This window comes from Paenibacillus apis (genome assembly GCF_018333295.1).
Taxonomy (GTDB): Bacteria; Bacillota; Bacilli; order Paenibacillales; family Paenibacillaceae; genus Fontibacillus; species Fontibacillus antibioticophila.
In genome coordinates this window covers 309641-330635 of record NZ_BORS01000004.1, presented here as the reverse complement: position 1 = coordinate 330635, position 20995 = coordinate 309641, and the positions used below count along the sequence as shown (strand labels likewise).

General features: G+C 50.6%; 20 protein-coding genes. 3 read left to right on the top strand and 17 right to left on the bottom strand.

Features of this window, described 5'->3' with window-relative positions; all coding sequences use genetic code 11:
* Positions 1–216: 216 nt before the first annotated feature.
* From KI362_RS08370 to KI362_RS08340, 7 genes are all read right to left on the bottom strand, one after another.
* Entirely contained in the window at positions 217–1224 is a 1008-nt protein-coding gene (locus KI362_RS08370; protein WP_301626346.1) for a 2-oxoacid:acceptor oxidoreductase family protein, read from the bottom strand.
* Positions 1225–1495: 271 nt separating this feature from the next.
* Positions 1496–2950, bottom strand: coding sequence for a nicotinate phosphoribosyltransferase (locus KI362_RS08365; protein WP_301626344.1), 1455 nt, complete (start codon positions 2948–2950; stop codon positions 1496–1498).
* A 76-nt stretch (positions 2951–3026) separates the two neighbouring features.
* Positions 3027–3806, bottom strand: a complete 780-nt coding sequence (locus tag KI362_RS08360) for an NUDIX domain-containing protein (RefSeq protein WP_301626342.1) — start codon at positions 3804–3806, stop codon at positions 3027–3029.
* Between the two features lie 81 nt (positions 3807–3887).
* Complete coding sequence (locus KI362_RS08355; RefSeq protein ID WP_301626340.1) at positions 3888–4280, bottom strand: PaaI family thioesterase; 393 nt, start codon at positions 4278–4280, stop codon at positions 3888–3890.
* Between the two features lie 145 nt (positions 4281–4425).
* Positions 4426–4920, bottom strand: coding sequence for a RicAFT regulatory complex protein RicA family protein (locus KI362_RS08350; protein ID WP_374705634.1), 495 nt, complete (start codon positions 4918–4920; stop codon positions 4426–4428).
* Positions 4921–4933: 13 nt separating this feature from the next.
* On the bottom strand, positions 4934–6517 hold the full coding sequence (miaB, locus tag KI362_RS08345; protein ID WP_301626337.1) for a tRNA (N6-isopentenyl adenosine(37)-C2)-methylthiotransferase MiaB: 1584 nt from the start codon (positions 6515–6517) through the stop codon (positions 4934–4936).
* Between the two features lie 265 nt (positions 6518–6782).
* Positions 6783–6989: a DUF1657 domain-containing protein gene (locus tag KI362_RS08340; protein WP_044478442.1), complete on the bottom strand. Its 207-nt coding sequence runs from the start codon at positions 6987–6989 to the stop codon at positions 6783–6785.
* A 192-nt stretch (positions 6990–7181) separates the two neighbouring features.
* On the opposite strand from KI362_RS08340, the gene KI362_RS08335 reads away from it, so the two are divergent.
* Genes KI362_RS08335 through spoVAD form a run of 3 tightly spaced genes read left to right on the top strand, consistent with a single transcriptional unit; the run spans position 7182 to position 9561 of the window.
* Positions 7182–8042 (top strand): DUF421 domain-containing protein, encoded by an 861-nt coding sequence (locus tag KI362_RS08335; protein ID WP_301626335.1) that lies wholly within the window; start codon positions 7182–7184, stop codon positions 8040–8042.
* A 14-nt stretch (positions 8043–8056) separates the two neighbouring features.
* Positions 8057–8542, top strand: coding sequence for a stage V sporulation protein AC (spoVAC, locus tag KI362_RS08330; protein ID WP_301626333.1), 486 nt, complete (start codon positions 8057–8059; stop codon positions 8540–8542).
* Positions 8543–8544: 2 nt separating this feature from the next.
* The gene (spoVAD, locus tag KI362_RS08325; protein WP_301626331.1) at positions 8545–9561 is read left to right on the top strand and encodes a stage V sporulation protein AD; all 1017 of its coding nucleotides are present in this window, start codon (positions 8545–8547) and stop codon (positions 9559–9561) included.
* A gap of 68 nt (positions 9562–9629) precedes the next feature.
* Here the strand turns inward: spoVAD and pduL are convergent, their stop codons facing one another.
* From pduL to KI362_RS08275, 10 genes are all read right to left on the bottom strand, one after another.
* Complete coding sequence (gene pduL, locus KI362_RS08320) at positions 9630–10202, bottom strand: phosphate propanoyltransferase (RefSeq protein ID WP_044478438.1); 573 nt, start codon at positions 10200–10202, stop codon at positions 9630–9632.
* A gap of 119 nt (positions 10203–10321) precedes the next feature.
* Entirely contained in the window at positions 10322–11188 is an 867-nt protein-coding gene (locus tag KI362_RS08315) for a 2-oxoacid:ferredoxin oxidoreductase subunit beta (RefSeq protein WP_044478437.1), read from the bottom strand.
* A complete protein-coding gene (locus tag KI362_RS08310; protein ID WP_301626329.1) occupies positions 11175–12950 on the bottom strand; it encodes a 2-oxoacid:acceptor oxidoreductase subunit alpha in 1776 nt (591 codons plus the stop codon). Before KI362_RS08310 ends, KI362_RS08315 begins: the two co-directional genes overlap by 14 nt.
* A gap of 235 nt (positions 12951–13185) precedes the next feature.
* Positions 13186–14130 carry a dipeptidase gene (locus tag KI362_RS08305; protein ID WP_301626327.1) on the bottom strand — a complete coding sequence of 315 codons (945 nt, stop codon included), beginning with the start codon at positions 14128–14130 and terminating at the stop codon, positions 13186–13188.
* A gap of 117 nt (positions 14131–14247) precedes the next feature.
* Positions 14248–14508, bottom strand: a complete 261-nt coding sequence (locus tag KI362_RS08300) for a stage V sporulation protein S (RefSeq protein WP_006286829.1) — start codon at positions 14506–14508, stop codon at positions 14248–14250.
* Between the two features lie 106 nt (positions 14509–14614).
* Entirely contained in the window at positions 14615–15409 is a 795-nt protein-coding gene (locus KI362_RS08295; RefSeq protein WP_301626420.1) for a TIGR00282 family metallophosphoesterase, read from the bottom strand.
* Positions 15410–15557: 148 nt separating this feature from the next.
* On the bottom strand, positions 15558–17099 hold the full coding sequence (rny, locus tag KI362_RS08290) for a ribonuclease Y (RefSeq protein WP_044478432.1): 1542 nt from the start codon (positions 17097–17099) through the stop codon (positions 15558–15560).
* 249 nt (positions 17100–17348) lie between these two features.
* Positions 17349–18230: a regulatory protein RecX gene (locus tag KI362_RS08285; RefSeq protein WP_301626293.1), complete on the bottom strand. Its 882-nt coding sequence runs from the start codon at positions 18228–18230 to the stop codon at positions 17349–17351.
* 130 nt (positions 18231–18360) lie between these two features.
* Positions 18361–19422: a recombinase RecA gene (gene recA / locus KI362_RS08280; protein ID WP_301626291.1), complete on the bottom strand. Its 1062-nt coding sequence runs from the start codon at positions 19420–19422 to the stop codon at positions 18361–18363.
* A 297-nt stretch (positions 19423–19719) separates the two neighbouring features.
* Positions 19720–20985 carry a competence/damage-inducible protein A gene (locus tag KI362_RS08275; protein ID WP_301626289.1) on the bottom strand — a complete coding sequence of 422 codons (1266 nt, stop codon included), beginning with the start codon at positions 20983–20985 and terminating at the stop codon, positions 19720–19722.
* Positions 20986–20995 lie beyond the last annotated feature (10 nt).

The window sequence follows — 20995 nt, the reverse complement described above, 5'->3', positions numbered from 1 at the left end:
TTCGTGTTCAAAAAGTTAGGTTTTCAACACCGAGAAGGTTGTGAGAACCCGAAGAAGGAGGAACGGAGTGTAGGCAAAACCTACATGAGCAAAATGCTTCTAAAGGAAGCATACCTCGTAAGCATCCGCTCGGACTTCTAGGGTGAGCGCAAGATTCGATGTCGAATTAACCTCATGAATTACTTCGTGATCAAAAGATGACTTTTTGAACAACCTCTATTGATTCACCAGATCAAACAAATGCGGCACCCGGTACTGTTCGCCGTATCCGTCTTCTTCCCGTTCTCCGGACAGCGCGTCCGTCGGACAAGCATGGATACACTTCAAACAGCCCTTGCAGTATTGATAATCAATGCCCATCAAGAACATTTGAGGACGCCCCTTCTTATCAGGCAGCTCCTCCCAGACAAAGCAATTATCCGGGCAGACGTTATCGCACTGGGCACAGTGAATACAGGACTCAGACTTGAAATGAGGAAGCATCCCTGAACGGGAGATACTCAGATCCTTCAGCATGCTATTGCCCGGATTAATGACCAAACCGCCGATCGGCTGGGTTTCATATCCGAGCACCGGCGTGTCCGATCGAACAAAATCCGGCATCTGGATTCCTTCCGGCAGCTTAAAGGTTTGAATTTCAACCTCCTGATACCCGCGTTCAAAGGTCGCCAAGGCCGGGGCGACAGCTCCGGGATATTTCTTCTCCAGCGACTTGCGAATAACCGTCTTCATCGTCTCGGGATCCAGGAACGGGCAAAGGCGGAACATCGCACCCAGCATCGCCATATTTACCTTGTTATTCTCTTCCAATGCAATTCCGGTTGCATCAATGACCGCAATCGTTCCGCCAACCAGCTTCAGCTTTTCCTTCAATTGCTCCGGCGTCTTCTTGGAATTGACCAGTACGGTGCTGTCCTCGTATATCCCGCTGATCACATTCACCGTCTTTGAAAGCGCCTCCTGAAAAATAGCTACCATATGCGGGCGTTCTACCGGCGACGTATCGCGGATCGGGGTATTCAGATCGCAGAACCGGATATGCGCCTTAACCGGCGAACCCTTCTTCTCCGATCCGTAGGAAGAGAAGCTGACGCCTCCAAGACCGGCTCCTTCCACCCCCGCTTCGGCAAGCATCTTGCCGGCCAGGTTGGCGCCAAGGCCTCCGATTGATTCCAAACGAATTTCAAAAAAACCAAGTTGATTGAGCTTCGGCAATTGTACCATTAGTCCGACGACTCCCTTCTTCGCTGCTGCGAATGAAATACAGTTACACAATTAACACAGTTAAATTAGTCACACAAAAATAATCCTTGATTAATGTTTTAATTTATCACAATCATAGTGTGACGAATGTAACAAATGTCATATGGACAATCTCAAATCATCCGTGATTACGCAGGTGTCATAAAAATCACAGAATGTCGAATTCACCGCATGAAACAGACTAAAATCTCGAATCCTGCGCTTTCCCGAGAAATAAAAAAAACCAGCCGGATTATTCCTCCAGCTGGCTAATATATTCTTCAATCATTCGTTGTTTCAGTTCCCAGGCTTCCTGACTCAGATTAACCCGATAGATCTCCGGATTCAGCTTCCGCAGGTACTCAGGCCAGAACATGCTAAGCTGCTCCCGATGATGCTGCCGAATTTCCTGAAGGCCAGGTAATGAATAGACCCGTTCTCCGTCTATAAAAATCGGGCGCAGCATCGAGACAGCCTCATAGTTGCTGACCGTCTTCTTCATGTAAGGGTGTACCGGATCAAACAGACGCAGCTTCTCCCCCTCACGGGCCAATTGCTCATGCGGAAGGCAAATATAATCTGCAATGGCCTTGCCACTCTCCTTACTCACAATCCGCAGGACATCCTTCTTGCCCGGTGAGGTCACCTTCTCGGGGTTGCCTGAAATCTTGATCGTCGGCGCCATCTCCCCGTCAAGCTCGCGTTCCACCAGCTTGTAAACACCGCCAAGCGCCGGCTGATCCGCAGCGGTGATCAGCTGTGTGCCGATTCCCCAAGTATCAATCTTCGCTCCCTGGGCCTTGAGGTTAAAGACTGTATTTTCATCCAGATCATTGGATGCAACGATCTTCACATAGGACAACCCCGCCTCATCAAGCAACTGCCGGGCTTGAATGGACTGGTAAGCCAAATCACCGCTATCAATCCGGATGCTGCCGAGCCGCTTGCCCATCTTCTCCAGCAGCTCGGCGGTTCTGATCGCATGAGGAATTCCGCTGCTTAACGTATCATACGTATCGACCAGTAAGGAGACTTGATCAGGCAAGGCTTTGGCGAACACCTCGAATGCCTCCTGCTCCGAGCCGAAGGTTTGCACCCAGGAATGGGCGTGGGTTCCTTTGGTAGGAATGTCAAACATTTTGCCGGCCAAAAGATTCGAAGTGGCATCGAACCCGGCTATATAGGCGGCTCGAGAGCCCCAGACCGCAGCATCCGCTTCCTGGGCTCTGCGCGTTCCGAATTCCAGAAGAACATCCTTATCTGCAACCAGCTTGATTCTCGACGCCTTAGTAGCAATCAATGTCTGATAATTCATAAAATTAAGCAGTGCAGTCTCGATGAGCTGCGTCTCCAGAATCGTCCCTTCCACCCGGATCAACGGCTCGTTAGGAAAGCAAAGATCACCCTCCTGCATGGAGAGGATCGTTCCCTGAAACCGGAAGTTTCTCAGCAGCTCAATAAATGCAGGATCGTAATTCTCTTCCTGCTCCATTAGGTAGCTCAAATCTTCTTCCGTAAAACGCAGATGCTCCACGTATTTAGCAATCCGCTCCAATCCGGCAAACACGGCATAACCGTTCCCGAACGGAAGCTTCCGGAAGTACGCCTCAAATACCGCCTTGCGAAGATGGGTACCATGGACCCAATGGGCATACATCATATTAATCTGGTATTTGTCTGTATGAAGCGCCAGGCTTTCGCTACGCATGGTTCTTCTCCTCCTTGACTGAACAAGTGCTGTTTAAGTGGTTGTTCAAACAGTCATCTTTTGATCACGAAGTATTTTAAGTATAAATAGATAACTGCGGCGTGAAGTCAGTGAATCTGTACAATTGCGCAGGCCGCTGGGAGTACTGATTGGAAAGCATCGGCTTTCCCGTTTCATCAAGCACTTCCTCCAGTATACCCTGGCGGCTGCGGGTAGAGGTGATTTTTCGAATGAAATTCAGTTCTGCAAAATCAGGTACTACCGTCTGAATCACTTGATAAAGCTCGCCAAGCGTAAACTGCGGAGGAAGAAACTGTTTGGCAATCGTTGTCTGAAGCATTTGCGCCTGAATCCGGCGGTAGGCATCCTCCAGAATTTCGCGATGGTCAAACGCTAGATCCAGCTCTTCCAATGCCTCCTGCATCGTGAACAGTCCTACCTCCTGAGCATCATCCGCCGACTGCCGCTTCTCAAGCACCCATTCCTCGACCAGAGCGAAAAAGGCATGCGAGATAATCCAACCGCGCGGATCACGCCCAGGCTTGCTGTAGACTCCCAAATATTCGAGATGATGGCCATCAACCCCGGTTTCCTCCTTCAGCTCACGTCTGGCCGTCTCATATAATGACTCGTTCTCCTGGGAAAAGCCCCCCGGCAATGCCCAAGCGCCGGCGAACGGCCAGCTTCTGCGGCGGATAAGCATGACCTTAAGGTCAAAGCGGGGCAGCGACTTGGTGACCGCCTTCCGCTCCTGCCGGGTCAATGTGAACATCACTATATCTGCCGGTATGCCATCCGGCGTACGGTACTTTTTCACTTCATTCATCGGCTCCTCTTGCCGCTCTCCACTACTCATCCTTATCACCACATCTGTGAGTTGTTAACGCCGCGCAGATCGTTCCTCGCAGTCGCTTCCTTCATAAACTGTTGGAAAATCTCAGGCCTTCGGCACACGGAATGTTGCCGTCGAGATGCAGCCCAGCACCCCTTCGGCATCCCGCACCTCCGCCCTAAGGGTCATTGTACGATAAGTCTCGTGCAATGGAAATGCAGATACCTTCAGTACACCTTTATGCATCGGCGACAGAAACTGGACATTCAAATGCGTCGTGACGCCCAGCCTTCCCTTAACGGCCGCTACCAGCGTCCCCATCGACTGATCCATCATTGCCGACAGGACGCCTCCGTGAACGATGCCCATCGAGTTCAAATGGCGTTCGTCAGCATTCAGCCCAATCTCCACCATCTGCTTGTCTACCGAAATCAGTTCCATGCCCAGAAGCCCCCAGAAGGAGTGCTCCTCCTTACCCATAATCTCTTTCCATTCCATGCAAAGACCTGCCTCCTGTCCGCTACAGGCCCTTTTCGTAACTATTGTGTCTGTAGTCTTTTATGTAATATTAGAGGTTATATTTGATTTGAATTGAAATTTCATCAAAAAGGTGCGGAAGAAACCTTCCGCACCGACTTGAATCTCATTCTCCATAGCCGGAAGTCGTTGCCGGCTCGCTCCCTGCTTCCACGTTTACCTTCTCCGAGACGGTATCCCGGATCACAGTAATAACGAGCTGCAGCAAGTAATTAATATCGCTCTGACTCTGCTGGAACTCAGTAACCAGCGGAATGCCGTCCAGTTCATCCTGAAGCTCGGCAATCTCCTGCTCGATTTTATCCACCATCGCTTTGTTTTGGAAGCTCTCGAAAGCAACAACCTCTTTCTGCTTCTTCTTGATCGTGGAGATCAGCTGCTGAATCCGCTCATGCTGCTGGATCATTTGCTCAGCCTTCTGGAACTGGCGAACCTCCTCGCTTGTACCTATCAGGCCTGCCAATTCTTTTGCCTTGGTCATAATATCATCACGAATGACCAGATTGCGCGAATCATACGTTGGAATACCGCAATCCGTAAACTCCTGATGCTGATGTTGCTCTCCCAAAGGAATTCCCTCCTCATTTGATCTTACCTGCATGAAGGACCCGGCACTAGGCCGAAGTTACCGCTTCGGGAATCAGACTTCCCTTGATGTACCATGTCATCGGATCCGTAATTTTAACCTGGACAAATTGTCCGATCAACTCCGTACCGCCTTCGAAATGAACCAGCTTGTTGCTGCGGGTCCGTCCGGACAAGACGCTGGAATTGTTCTTGCTCTCGCCTTCAACCAGCACCTCAACTACTTGATCCATCATCAGATCATTGCTTTGACGGGAATACTCATTGATCACTTCGTTAAGCTTCTGCAGCCGGACCTTCTTGACTTCCATCGGTACATTGTCGACCATGGCAGCTGCCGGCGTACCTTCGCGCGGAGAATAAATGAAGGTGTATGCGGAATCAAATCCAACCTCCCGAACAAGCGAAAGCGTCTCATCAAATTGCTCGTCCGTTTCGCCTGGGAATCCTACGATAATATCCGTAGTCAATACGACATTCGGAACCGCCTTTTTGATCTTCCGGACAAGCTCCAGGAATACTTCTCTGGAATACTTCCGGCTCATCTTCTTCAACACTTCACTGCTGCCCGATTGGACCGGCAAATGAATATGTTCAACCAGATTGCCGCCCTTCCCCAAAACCTCCACAAGCCGGTCATCAAAATCCCGGGGGTGGGAGGTCATAAATCTGACGCGCGGAATATCAATTTTCCGGATATCATCCATCAGATCGGCGAAGGTATAGCTGATATCGGTAAAATCCTTGCCATAGGCGTTCACGTTCTGTCCCAGCAAGGTGATCTCCTTGAACCCCTGACGGGCAAGCTCCCGAACCTCGGCAAGCACGTCATCCGGTCTGCGGCTTCTTTCCTTGCCCCGCGTAAACGGCACGATACAGTACGTACAGAACTTATCGCAGCCGTACATAATATTGACCCAGGCCCGCATCCCCTCGCGCTTCTTCGGCAGGTTCTCGATAATGTCGCCTTCCTTGGACCAGACCTCGACAACCATTTCCTTGCTGAACAGCGCTTCCTGAATCAGGTGAGGCAGACGATGAATATTGTGGGTTCCAAAGATCATATCCACAAAGCCATGTCTTTGCAGAATCCGGTTGACCACGCCCTCCTCCTGCGACATGCAGCCGCAGACACCCAGCAGGAGTCCCGGCTTCTCGGTCTTTAGATGCTTCAAATGTCCAAGCTCTCCGAATACTTTGTCCTCCGCATTTTCGCGAATCGCGCAGGTATTCAAAAGAATAATATCCGCTTCCTTCCGATCCTCGGTCGCCCGGTAGCCCATCTGCTCCAGCATTCCCTTGATCGTCTCGGAGTCATGCTCGTTCATTTGGCAGCCAAAGGTATAGACGATATAGTGCTTTCCGATCCCGATGCCCCGCATTTCTTCAGGCACCGCATGATCGTAATGCACCTGCACATCCTCCTTACCGCGCTGCTTTTCCTTCCGGTGATTCGGCTCCGATAAAATCTGGATATCTCGTCCGCGAATCCGAATCTTCTTCCCATGTTCATCTTCAGAAATAATCCTAGCATCCGTAAAGTCAAAATACTTGGAGTAATCCTTGTCCTTGGCAGATTTTAAGTCTGCTGGAGTCTGGCTCCCCTTCGTCATGCTGTTCACACCCTTTTATTTCATAAAATCCCTAGCGATCTGGATATCCAATAATTAGACATATCAATTAAAAATTATATCATATAAATGCGAGTTCAAAAAGTCGCTTTTCAGCCCCGGTCCATAGACGACTTTCTGAGTATCCTTACAACCTCATGCTCTTCCATATATAGTCTTATGAAGTACGCAGCAAAAAGACCCGTTGTTATTACGGGCCTTCTTTATGCCTTACTCCAAACTCTGAATATGCTTTTATCCGCAGATATTAGAAGCCTTTATATTGCGGCTCTTCATTTTCCAACTGCTGAACACGGCTCTCAACTTGCGTAACAATCTGTTGGGTTTGTTCCGCCGCATTGGTGAACAGTGTTTTGGCCTCCTGGTTCTGCGTACCAAGTGCAAACTGCTCCAAGCTGGCTTGAGCGCTCTTCAACGAGGCAAGTGTTGTTTTGACTTGAGATGCAACTGTCATTTTCGCTTCACCACCTTTATGAACTGTTGGTCCTTTTTTCACCGCTTACCGAGACATAATGTCCCCCGAGCATAATAATGTTATTCATTACATAATTTTACTTTTTAAAAGTAGATAAAAGCATCCTCCGCTACACATAATTGGACTAAACAAAAAAATCATTTCGACGTGGTGATGAAAGGGGCTTTTGTTATGCCTTTATGGCTAGAAGTAGTAGTTCGAACACTGGCTTCCGCCCTAGCGCTGTTCGTCTTCACAAGACTGCTCGGTAAGAGGCAAATATCCCAGTTGTCCTTCTTCGAATACGTGACCGGGATTACCATCGGCAGTATCACCGCCTACTTGTCCGTCGATGTTGATAACCATTGGTCGCTCGGCTTAATCTCGATGGGCGTCTGGTTTCTGGTCTCTTTGGGGATCGAGTATTTACAGATCAAAAGCGTGAAGGCCAGGAACTGGATCGACAGCAAATCAACCGTGCTGATCAAGGGCGGCAAAATTCTCGAAGAAAATTTGAAGAAGGAGAAGCTGACCAACGACGAACTTCTGGAACAACTGCGGAAAAAAAGTATTTTCCAAGCGGCACAGGTAGAGTTCGCCGTGATCGAGCCCGACGGGGAGATCAATGCGCTGCTCAAGAAAGAATATCAGCCGATCACCCCCTCCAGCCTGGGGATTAAGGTCGCGCCCGAGCAAGAAACACAGACGGTCATTATTGATGGAAATATCATGGACGAGCCTCTGGCAACAAGCGGATATTCACGCCAGTGGCTGCATACCGAGCTGGAGAAGCTCGGGGTATCACTTGACAATGTCAATATTGCGCAAGTGGACAGCTTCGGCCAATTGTATGTCGATCTGTACGATGACATGATTCAGGTTCCCCAGCCCCAGGAGAGAGCTACCCTCTACGCCCAGCTGAAAAAATGCGAAGCCGATCTGGAGCTGTTCGCGCTATCCACCGATGAGACGGAAGCCAAGCAAATGTACGGCGAATGCTCGGCAAAGCTGATTGGCGTGATCAACCAGATGAAACCGCTGCTCACGCAATAAAGGAGAAAATGACAATGGCAAAAAAGAAGAACAAGAAGTTGACGCCCACACAGCAGCAGTATCAAAGACTGGCTGCGGATATCGAACCGAAGCGGCCGGTCGTGGCCAACTGCCTGAAGGCATTCCTTAGCGGCGGAATCATTTGTCTGCTGGGAGAATGCATCCGGCAGGCGTTTGTTCACTTTGGCGGGTTCAGCGATAAAGATGCGGCAGGTCCGATGGCCGCCGTGCTGGTCATTGCGTCCGTCCTGCTGACGAGCTTTGGCGTCTATGACAAGATTGCCCAATGGGCCGGTGCGGGAACCGCCGTACCTATAACCGGGTTTGCCAATTCGATGGCCTCAAGCGCCATTGAACACCGCCCGGAAGGGCTCGTCCTCGGCGTAGCTGCAGGTATGTTTCAGCTTGCCGGCTCGGTAATCGTCTTTGGCACGTTTGCCGCATTTATTATCGGGATCATTTATGCGATTTTCGTTCCCGGTTATGCAGGAGGTCATTAACGATGTTAAAGGGACATCAAAGCTGGCACTTTGCCGGACGCCCCAAAATTATTAGCACAGCTACCGTTGTGGGGCCCTTTGAAGGACAGGGTCCTTTAAGCGATGACTTCGATGTCATCCACGGAGATTTGTACATTGGCCAGGACAGCTGGGAGAAAGCCGAGAAGAAGCTGCTGGAGGAATCCGCCTCCCTGGCGATTCAGCACGCGGGACTGACCAAGGAGCAGATCCAGTTTTTCTTCGGCGGAGACCTAATGAACCAGATTATTAGCAGCAGCTTTGCCGCCAGAACACTCGCCATCCCTTACATCGGCGTATTCGGAGCCTGCTCCACCTCGATGGAGAGCTTGGCGCTGGCCGCTTACATCGTCAATTCCGGAGGCGCCAACTACGCGCTGGCAGGCACCTGCAGCCATAACGCCAGTGTCGAGAAGCAGTTCCGCTATCCCACCGAATATGGCTCGCAGAAGCCCCCTACCGCCCAATTTACGGTCACTGGCTCAGGCTCTGCTGTCGTTTCTCTAGAGGGCCCTTCCGGGTCCCCCGTATTGACATCCGCTACCATTGGGCGCGTGATTGACATGGGGATTAGCGACCCGTTCAACATGGGGGCGGCCATGGCTCCGGCAGCCGTCGATACGATTCAGGCACATTTCCGCGATCTGCAAATCGAGCCTTCCTATTATGACCTGATTGTCACCGGAGACTTGTCCAAGGTTGGTTATGAGATTGCCAATGAGCTGCTCGAGCGGCATGGCATCCCCATCAAGCAGACGACCTACAAGGATTGCGGCATGATGATCTATGACTATGAGAAACAAAATGTTCAGGCGGGCGCCAGCGGATGCGCATGCTCCGCTGTCGTCACTTATGGACATCTGCTCAGAAAGCTCCGATCCGGCCAATTGAACCGGATTCTGGTTGTTGCTACCGGCGCTCTGCTCTCCCCCTTATCCTTCCAGCAAGGCGAGAGTATTCCTTGTATCGCACATGCAGTCGCCATCGAGCGGGGCGGATAATCAGGGCCATGACAAAGAGGCACAGGAGCTTTCAAGCTTCTGTGCCTCTTGATATTCCGTGTATCGGTTTAGTCTACGATCTCTGCCGTGTCGCCATTGTTAGCGCCGGCCGCATTCGCTTCATCGGTATCAATGTGCATATCAAGTGCGAAATTGTCGGATACGCGAGCGATGACATTTTCCAAGATCAGTCCGCGTTCGCCGCTCAAGCGAACCTTCAGCAATTGCTTGTCCTTGATGCCCCATTTCTCAGCGTTCGAGGTATGAAAGTGAATATGGCGAGCCGCAACAATGACGCCTTCTTGAAGTTCTACTTCACCAGCAGGACCTTTGATCTTAACACCTGGTGTTCCGTCGATATTGCCTGATTCACGAACCGGAGCCTTCACGCCGATTGCAAAGGAATCCGTACGGGAAATCTCCAATTGGGAAGCCGAACGTGCTGGCCCCAAAATACGAACCTTGTCGAATTGACCCTTAGGACCGATTACCGCTACCGTCTCATTAGCCGCGAATTGGCCCGGTTGGGACAATGGTTTGAACTCGGTCAACTGATAGCCTTGACCGAACAGAGCCTCAATGTGTTCTTGCGTCAAGTGAATATGACGCGCTGATACGCCGACTTGTACAATTTTGCTCATTTGTGATAACACTCCTCGTATATTCTCTGTATCGATGACGATTCACATCGTTACTCATTATACACCTATTTTATCTAAAATGAAAAAGATGTCTGCAAATACAGACATCTTTTCAGGGTTTATACAAATTCCGCAACAAGATTGTCAAACTCATTCTTCTTCAGATCAAGCGGCTGATGTGCCAGCGGTTCTGCCTTGAATCCGTGAATAAGATTCTCGTAGCTCTTCTTCTCCCGGTTCTGGTAGATCAGGCCGGTAATCATGCTTCCGGTCTCCATCAGCTTACCCATCGCCATCGCGCGGTTGGCCGGATCATAATCCGGAACCGTATCCAGATTAATAATATGCTCCTTGAACCAATCATAGGTATTAACCTTATTAAAAGTAACGCAAGGGCTAAATACGTTGATCAGCGAGAAGCCCTCATGCTGAATGCCCTGTTCGATCAAGGACGTTAACTGCTTAATATCGCTTGAGAAGGACTGGGCTACGAAGGTCGCCCCTGACGCAATCGCAATCTCCAGCGGGGACAGCGTTGTCTCCACTGCTCCTTCCGGTGTACTCTTGGTCTTAAAGCCTTCACCGCTGCGCGGCGAGGTCTGCCCCTTCGTCAGGCCGTAAATCTGGTTATCCATAACAATATAAGTGATATTAATATTCCGGCGAATCGCATGGACGGTGTGGCCCATCCCGATGGCGAAGCCGTCTCCGTCCCCGCCGGAGGCAATTACAGTCAAGTCGCGGTTAGCCAGCTTCACGCCTTGAGCAATCGGAAGTGCGCGGCCATGGATGCCATGCAAACCATATGCGTTAATGTAACCTGAAATCCGTCCTGAGCAGCCTATACCGGAGATGACGGCAAGACTTTCCGGCTCCAGACCGACATTCGCCGCCGCTCGCTGGATTGCCGCCTGAATCGAGAAATCCCCGCATCCAGGGCACCAGTTAGGCTTGATGTTATTACGAAAGTCCTTAAATGTTGCCATTCTTCACCAACTCCTCCTGTGCTTTGATCCCAGCCGCTTCTTGGCAGCGTTCGAAAATCTCCGCTGGCAGGAACGGGTTGCCGTCGTATTTCAGAATGTTAACAATTTTATCGTGGTATCCAACATTCAACTTGATCAGATTCGCCAGTTGACCTGTCGCATTATTTTCCAGTACAACGATTTTCTTGGCCTTGGCCATCTGTTCGCGAACCTCTTCAGCCGGAAACGGATGAAGCAGACGAACGGTCATATGGTTGGAGGTAATTCCTTCCCCGTTCAACCGCAGACGAGCCTGGTCGATTGTCCCGCCGGTAGAGCCCATGCCCACGATCAGCAAATCCGGCTCCGCATGCGGAGCATGCAGATGGATCGGATTCTCAACCTCCAGCTTCGCAAGCTTGCGGAGCCGCTTATCCATCATCTTCTTACGGTTCACAGGACTTTCCGATGGACGGCCTGCTTCATCATGCTCGACCCCGGTCACGTGATGGATGCCATTCTTGTCCCCAGGCAGCACCCGTGGTGAAATGCCGCTCTCGGTAAAGGCATAACGGCTGAACATACTCTGATCTTCCCGCTCTGGGATGTCCTTTACGATATAACCGCGCTCAATCTGAATTTTCTCATAATCCAGCATTTCGCAGGATTGCTTGCCCAGAGACAATTGCAGATCGGTTGCAAGAATGACCGGAACCTGATATTTTTCCGCTAGGTTGAAGGCCTGCACTGTATCGTAGAAGCACTCTTCAATCGAGCTTGGAGCGAGTACAATCTTCGGAATTTCACCATGTGTTCCGTAGATCAGCGCATGAATGTCGCTCTGCTCCTGCTTTGTAGGAAGTCCTGTACTCGGACCGCCGCGCTGTGTATCCACAATGACGACCGGAATCTCGGTCATCCCGGCAAGGCCGATCGCTTCCATCATCAGGGAGAGGCCAGGTCCAGCCGAGGCTGTCATACTGCGCACCCCGGCGTACGAGGAGCCGATGGCCATGGTTACCGCCGCAATCTCATCCTCCGTCTGGATGACAGTGCCGCCGAATTTCGGCAGCTTCTTGATCAAGTATTCCATAATCTCCGAAGCCGGAGTAATCGGGTATGCGCTCATAATCCGGCATCCCGCTGCAACGGCTCCCAGGCCGATCGCATCATTCCCGATCATGAACAGCTTCTGCTTCCCGTCCGCAGGCTCCAGCTTGAACTGGTCGAGCGGACCGCCCGCGAGCTCCAGCACATAGTCTGCGCCCCGTTTGACCGCCTCCACGTTCTTCTCCACAATGGCCAGACCCTTGCGTCCGAACTCTTCCTCGACCGCCTTGTTAAACACTTCAAGCGGCAGTCCCAAGAGTGCCCAGGAGGCGCCGGAAGCAACCATGTTCTTCATCAGCGAGGTTCCCAGTTCTTCAGCAATGCTCGTAATCGGCACCGCAAACAGCTTGGCATTCACCCCTTCTGGAACAACGGGATTGAACTTGGCATCCGCCACAATTACACCGCTGCCATGCAGCTCATGCGCATTTAAATCGATCGTCTCCTGGTCGAATGCGACCAATATATCCAGATCGTCCGAGATCGAACGGATCGGACTGGTGCTGATCCGGATTTTGTTATTTGTGTGCCCGCCTTTGATTCTTGAAGAAAAGTGACGATAACCATATAAATAATAACCCAACCGGTTTAAAGCCGTTGAAAAAATTCGATCAGTACTCTCTACTCCTTCTCCCTGCTGCCCACCGATCTTCCAAGACAATTGACTAATCAAGATCGCCCACCCCTTTATTGGATCGCACAAAAATGAAATATAATAAGTGCTGACAGAACGTTCAACCTATGAAAAATATTATTCAAACCGAGATAAATGTGAACATTCTGTTTCAGAGTCATGTCAATTTTATGTCTGAATCAGACAAAAAGCAAGCGTTTTCTCTCCTATTTCATATAGTAGTTTTCGATGATATCCATATCATGATTGGATGAATTAAAGCGCTTTCTTATTTTTAGGGGAGCCACCGCTTCAAAAAGACTTTTGCATTTCCGTACAACCAGCCTGATACAAGCTCTTCCGGATAATATTTGAGCAGCAGGTCGGCCCACTCTTCATATTTACCCGCATGCTCCAATCCCTTAACATGCCGTTCAATTCCGTCGAAATCAGAGCCAAACATAATATGCTTCTCTCCGCCCAAGGCACACACATGATCCAGATGCGGTAAAATATCCATTCGCTCAACGGTTTTCGTCTGCTTCACAAACCAGGGGACGAAGGTAATGCCGATCCTCCCGTCCAGCGAGATCAGCGCGCTAATCTGATCATCCTGCAGGTTGCGGGCATGAGGGCATACCTTATATGCATTGGAATGGGAAGCAATCAGCGGCGTTCCGGCAGCCTCAGCCATACTCGCAAGCTCCCAGAACCCTTTTACCGATAGATGCGACACATCCAGAATGATGCCCAGACGTTGACAGAAGCGGACAAGCTCTCTTCCCGCCGGAGTCAGCCCTCCCCCTCTTGGTTCAAGAATGCCGTCGGCAGCCCAGTTGGCGTAATTCCAGGTGAGTCCAAGCAAGCGCACTCCCCGTTCATAGCAGACCTTCACATAATGCAGATTGCCTTCCAGACCATCCGCACCTTCGATGGATAACAGTCCGCCCAGCCGCCCCTGCTTCTCGGCTTGTTCCAGCTCTTGAGCCGTGCTGATCGGCATAATTCCTTGCGCAACAATCTCGGAGGTGTACAGGTCCAATTGATCCAGAATATGACTCATTTGCGGTTTGCCCAGCTTCTCAGACAGATAGATGGCAAAGCACTGCACGCCGACCCCGCCTTGAATCATTCGCTCCACATTCACATCCAGCCGCTCATCATCGAAAAATTGAAGCTCCCGATTGAGCTGAAGCTTGCTTAACGCATCACAGTGCAAATCTATCATTCTTCGTTCCACGCCAAATCCCTCCATTTTATACTACTGTATACCCCGTTTGTCCTGAAAGAATGCAAAAAAACCTGTCTACATTGATTGTAAACAGGCTTCATTATCCGATATGCGCTTCGCTGTTACTTATCTCGGTTCTACGATTAGCTTAATTGCTGTACGGTCTTCCCCATCAATGACGATATCCGTAAATGCCGGAATACAGATCAGATCGACACCGCTAGGCGCCACAAATCCCCGGGCAATCGCTACCGCTTTAATCGCTTGGTTCAAGGCCCCCGCCCCAATAGCCTGCAGTTCAGCTGCGCCGCGCTCTCTCAAGACGCCAGCAAGCGCACCGGCTACGGAGTTGGGATTGGATTTTGCTGATACTTTTAATACTTCCATGGCAATTACCTCCTGGGAAAAATGGTTTGCTCGATCCCACTATTAGAAACATATTCGGGAGCGCTCAAAAAATTCCTGCTTTTTCCTGTATGGAGGGTTTACCCGTTTATTCCATGATCCACTCGTCTTCCATCAATCGGATCTTCTCCAGCTTCCGGGCATGTCCGGTCGCTTCATCAATATCCACTACACAGCCATGGAACTGCCATTTTCCTTCACAGACCTGAAAGCGGACCGGCAATTGAGTCGTAAATTTGCGCAGCACAGCCGTTCTTTCCATACCTAGAACCCCTTCCCGCGAGCCCACCATTCCGGCATCAGTCAGATACGCCGTTCCTTGCGGAAGGATGGTATCGTCATTGCTCTGCACATGGGTGTGCGTCCCCACGACAAGGGATGCCCGACCGTCAAGATGCCAGCCCATGGCGATTTTCTCCGAGGTGGCTTCAGCATGGAAGTCTACAAGAATGCACTTATGCTTCTTGGATACTGCTGCGACGAGCTCATCCGCTGCACGGAACGGGTCATCAATGGCCGGCAGGAACGTCCGTCCCATCAGGTTAATCAAGGCAAGCTCTTTACCTCCAGCACGAATAATCGTATGACCTGTGCCTGGTGTGCCTTCTGGAAAATTGGCCGGACGAACCATCCTCGGCTCCTCATCTATAAAGTCAAAAATCTCTTTGTTATCCCAGGTATGGTTGCCCATCGTCAGTCCATGAATACCCATCTCAAAAAACTCGCGGGCTATCTTGGCCGTAATCCCTCTTCCGGATGCGGCATTCTCGCCATTTGCAATAATGATATGAGGATTATATTTGGATTTCAGATGCGGCAAGGTAGCCTTTAGCGCCTTCCGTCCGGTATTGCCTACAATGTCTCCGATAAACAGTACTTTGATGTTGTCTCCTCCTCACTGGCTAACCTCTAATTGCCGACTGCAACAGCCTGAAGTTTTATCAGAGGTTGTTCAAAAGGTCGTCTTTTAAAACTTGCACTATTAGACGTGAAAAAGCGGCCCCGCGGGGGGCCACTTTTCAGCATGTCCTTTACTTCGCGTATTCAACCGCCCGCGTCTCACGGATTACGGTAACCTTGATATGCCCCGGATAATCCAGTTCATTTTCAATCGTCTTCGTAATATCTCTTGCCAGACGGAAGGCTTCCGCATCATCAATCTTCTCAGGCTGCACCATCACGCGCACCTCGCGACCCGCTTGGATCGCGAACGATTTCTCGACACCCTCGAACGATTCGGAAATTTCCTCGAGCTTCTCCAAACGGCGAATATACGTCTCCAGCGTCTCGCGGCGCGCTCCCGGTCTTGCAGCCGATAATGCGTCAGCTGCACCGACGAGCATGGCGATCACAGACGTCGCCTCGCAATCGCCATGGTGGGAAGCGATACTGTTGATGACCACCGGATGTTCCTTATACTTCTTAGCCAATTCTACGCCGATTTCGACATGAGATCCTTCCACTTCATGATCAAGCGCCTTACCAATGTCATGCAACAACCCGGCCCGCTTGGCAAGTGTAATGTCCTCGCCCAGCTCTCCGGCCATCAGGCCGGCCAGATATGCTACCTCCATGGAATGCTTCAGCACGTTTTGTCCATAGCTTGTCCGGAATTTGAGCCGTCCCAAAATCTTGATCAAATCCGGATGCAACGCATGAACCCCCACCTCGAAGGTGGCCTGTTCGCCGTATTCCCGAATCCGTTCATCCACCTCGCGACGGGACTTATCAACCATTTCTTCGATCCGCGCAGGGTGGATACGTCCGTCCGCCACCAGCTTCTCCAGTGCGGTACGGGCAATCTCCCGGCGGATTGGATCAAAGCCCGAAAGAATAACTGCTTCCGGTGTATCATCAATAATAAGGTCAATACCGGTCAGTGTCTCCAGCGCACGGATATTACGGCCCTCACGTCCGATAATCCGGCCCTTCATCTCTTCATTCGGCAAGGTTACTACCGAGACGGTTGTCTCAGCTACATGGTCAGCTGCGCAGCGCTGGATGGCCAACGCAATGATTTCACGGGACTTCTTGTCCGCTTCCTCTTTCGCCTGCTGTTCAATGTCCTTGATCATTTGAGCTGTCTCATGGCGAACTTCCTGCTCCACATTGTTGAGAATAATGGTGCGGGCATCCTCCATGCTCAAATTCGAAATCCGCTCAAGCTCTTGAACTTGACTCTTGTAGATCAAGTCAATCTGCTGCTGTGTCTCTTCGATCCGCTTCTCTTTGCCGGCTACTTGCTCTTCTTTACGTTCCAGCGATTCCAATTTTTTATCCAGCGACTCTTCCTTTTGCAACAATCGTCTTTCTTGTCGTTGAATTTCATTCCGACGTTCACGAATGTCTTTATCAGCTTCGTTTCTCAGCTTATGGACTTCGTCCTTAGCTTCGAGAACCGTTTCCTTTTTCAGTGCTTCTGCTTCCTTCTTCGCATTTTCTACAATTTGAGCGGCAGCAGTTTCCGCACTGGAAATTTTAGCTTCTGCAAGAGATTTGCGAATAAAATATCCGATCCCGAACCCAAAGAATAAAGCGGCGGCAACGAGAGCGATCCAGATTCCCTCATGCATCTGTTCACCTCCCCGCTGTTTCCTCCAAGGCATTCCCTGGGATGCTTGCAGTTGTAATTTTCACATTCATCATTAATTACAAGAATTCATTAAAGGCTGCACTGCCTTCATGACTGACAAATTGAATCCTTCACGGAGTCATTAATTTGGAAGGAAAAAAGACTCCATTTAAAATAGATTCATGTTCATTTTATTATTTGTCAAAAGAAATTGTCAAGTAAATGACAGCTCATGTCCGCTTCTGGTGGATTATTCCTCCCATTCCTCGTCATCCGTGCTGTTTAATCCTTCCTGTTCGATGATATTGCGCAGCACCCGCGAGACAAGCGATCCGGAATAACCGCGGCGCATTAAAAAAGCGCCTGTCTTTCGTTTTCGATCCTGCAGTTCTCCTGTGGATGACCGCCATTTCTTCAAAGCCAGCTCATGAGCGCTATTCAATTCCTCTTCCTCGCTGACCATCCCTAGCGCTTCCTCGATTAGCGGCTTCTCGACGCCCTTCTGACGCAGTTCATGTCTTACCCACATTTTGCCCTTGCCCCGACTTCTAACACGCTGCTGGGCCCATTCCTGTGCGTATACAGCATCGTTAATCAGCTTCTCCTCCCGAAGCCGCTTTAGGACATCTTCGGCAATTTCTTTGCTCCAGCCTTTTTCCTCCAGCCGCATTCCGATTTCATAAGAGGTTCTCATCTTGCGGCTCAGCGCAGTCAAGGCATCGATGTAAGCCCGCTGTCGTTCATCAGCCAGGACGATTTCCTCCAGCTCTTCACGGGTAAAGACGGAGCCTTTCATCATCCGATATTTGATCATTACATCTTCATGAATCTCTAATGTATATATACCAAAAGAGATCCGGTAGCGATGCTTCGGCCGCTTCAATAGGCTTACCGATGTAATGATCAGCTCTTCATCTGCAGGGAACGCATCAATGCCTTTTGCAGATTCCTGAGTGGAGGGGGGATCATTAAAAGTATCCGTATGCTTTCGAGCCTTGTTCCTGCCGAGCGCTCTGTCTGTATCCCAAAAATCTTCATCAGATATGTCAACAACATCCTGCGCCCGCTCCGTTCCGCCTCTACGCTTCGCATCGCGGTAATCGCGTTCACTAGGTTCGCCGTTTTCTTTCATGAGCCATCATCTCCAGTTCTGCACATGCTAAAGCGCTCTGTCCGGGGAGCATTCCCCGGCTCCAGAGCGCCAGAATAAGCGATATGTCACTCGGTGCTGAAAAGCTGACGTTTTGAACTCGAACTATGAATTATTCTTCACCAAACAGTGCTTGTTCTTCCTGCGCTTCCTCCTCCAGCTCATCGGCTGAGGCAGGGGCCACCGAAGTGGTTAAATTGCTGGCTTCACGAATCTTTTGTTCAATCGTATTGGAAATCTCCGTATGCTCCTTCAGGTACTGCTTCGCATTCTCACGTCCTTGGCCAAGACGCTCTCCCGCAAAGGAGTACCATGCCCCGGATTTATCTACGATATCCAACTCAACTCCGATATCGATAATACTTCCTTCCTTGGAGATTCCCTCACCATACATAATATCGATCTCCGCTTGCTTGAAAGGAGGCGCTACCTTATTCTTTACAACCTTGATTCTCGTACGGTTACCGACCATGTCATTGCCCATCTTGATCGTCTCAATACGACGCACATCCAGACGAACCGATGAATAGAACTTCAACGCCCGTCCGCCCGGCGTTGTCTCCGGATTACCGAACATAACGCCAACCTTCTCGCGCAATTGGTTGATGAAGATAGCAATCGTCTTCGACTTGCTGATGGCACCGGACAGCTTACGCAGTGCTTGAGACATCAGGCGAGCCTGCAAGCCTACATGGGAATCCCCCATTTCGCCTTCAATCTCGGCCTTCGGTACAAGAGCCGCTACGGAGTCGATAACGATGATATCCACCGCGCCGCTGCGCACAAGCGCTTCTGCGATTTCCAACGCCTGTTCACCGGTATCCGGCTGGGACAGCAGAAGCTCATCAATATTCACACCCAGCTTGCTGGAATAGAGCGGGTCCAGCGCATGCTCTGCATCGATAAAGGCAGCTTGTCCGCCAGCCTTCTGAACCTCTGCAATGGCATGCAAGGCAACCGTAGTCTTACCGGAGGATTCCGGTCCGTATACTTCAATAATCCGACCGCGAGGAAATCCTCCGATCCCAAGTGCAATATCTAGAGCAATCGATCCGCTCGGCACAACCTCCACTTGCATATGCGTGGACTCTCCAAGCTTCATGATTGAACCTTTTCCGAATTGTTTTTCTATTTGACGAAGCGCCATATCCAGCGCAGCACGACGATCTGACAATCAGCTCACATCCTTCAATATGATAGGTAAAACACGCATCATTCGTTTCTTACGTACTTAATTGTACCTTGTTTTGATAAGTTTGCCAAGCATTTTTTCGAACATACATTCGTAATTTTATTCCCCGCCTCCAGCACCTCCTCCCGCTAAGAAATTCAAAATCCGCTAATCACAAAAAAAAGAACCGCAGCGCCACTGAATCAGTTCGCTACGGTTCTTCCGTACACTTAGTATAACCCGAACCTTCGCCGATTGGCAATGGATAAGGTATTATTGCGGGATTCCTCTGCATCCGTGCTACTGCTTCTGCTGCTCCGATTTCAACCGTCTCCATAGATGGTACAGCACGGTCTTTGCAGAGCGAAGACGGATCGTGTCTCTGTTCCCCTTCAGATTAAGCTCCAGCACCTCGGTATCCCCGTCTCTCCTTGAGATGCCGATATATACGAGTCCGACAGGCTTGCGCTCCGAATAGCCCGGGCCGGCCACGCCGGTGACAGAGAGCCCAAAATCCGTATCCACAATCATGCGAACCTGTTCCGCAAGCACCTTGGCAGTCTCCGCACTGACGGCTCCCGGAGCATTCTCGCCTTCCAGCAGGTCATGAGGGACATTCAGCAGCTTCTCCTTCATCGCATTGGAATAACAAACAATCCCTCCGAGGAACACTGTGGCGCTGCCGGGAATGCTGGTAATCGTCTGCATCAGCAGCCCGCCGGTGCAGCTCTCTGCCGCACTGACCGTAAGTCCTTGCTCTGTCATGAGATCAACGATTGTCTTCTCAATCGGAACATCCTCAGTCGCGTACAAATGCTCCGGCAGCCGCCGGGCAATTTCCGCCTCCAGGCCTTCAAGTCGCTCCATCGCTTCCAGCTCCGAGGATGCTTTGGTTGATAAGCGGATTGTTACCTCGCTCTCCTTTGCGTAAGGGGCCAAGGTCGGATCTGTTTGCTGCTCGATCAGATCAAGCAATCTTGTCTCCAGACCGGATTCGCCAATTCCCGCAAACTTTAGCATCTTCGAATACAGGGCCCGCTCCTCCGTTAACACATGCTGGAGAATCCAAGGCTTCGCCTGATGCTCGAACATCGGCTTCATTTCCGAAGGGGGACCGGGCAGCAAAATATAAAACTTGCTGTCCTGGGCAATCGCGTTGCCAACCGCAAGTCCGGTCTCGTTCGTAAGCGGAGTAGCGCCGTCAATAACGAGCGCCTGACGACGGTTATTCTCCGTCATGGGTACCTTGCGTCCCTGAAAGAACTTCTCTACATTATCCATAGCCACCCGGTCAATGTGCAAACCGCGCCCCAGGACTGCCGCGACAGCGTCTTTCGTCAAATCGTCCTGTGTCGGTCCAAGACCGCCTGTGAACAATAGAATATCCGCCCGTTTCGCCGCAGTCTCAATCGCCTCGGACAGCCGGGACAGATTATCACCCACCACGGTCTGAAAATAAACATCAATCCCGAGTGAAGCAAGCTCCCGGGATAGGTACTGGGCATTACTATTTACAATTTGTCCGAGCAACAGCTCAGTGCCTACGGCAATCAGTTCAGCCTTCATATGAAAGTCT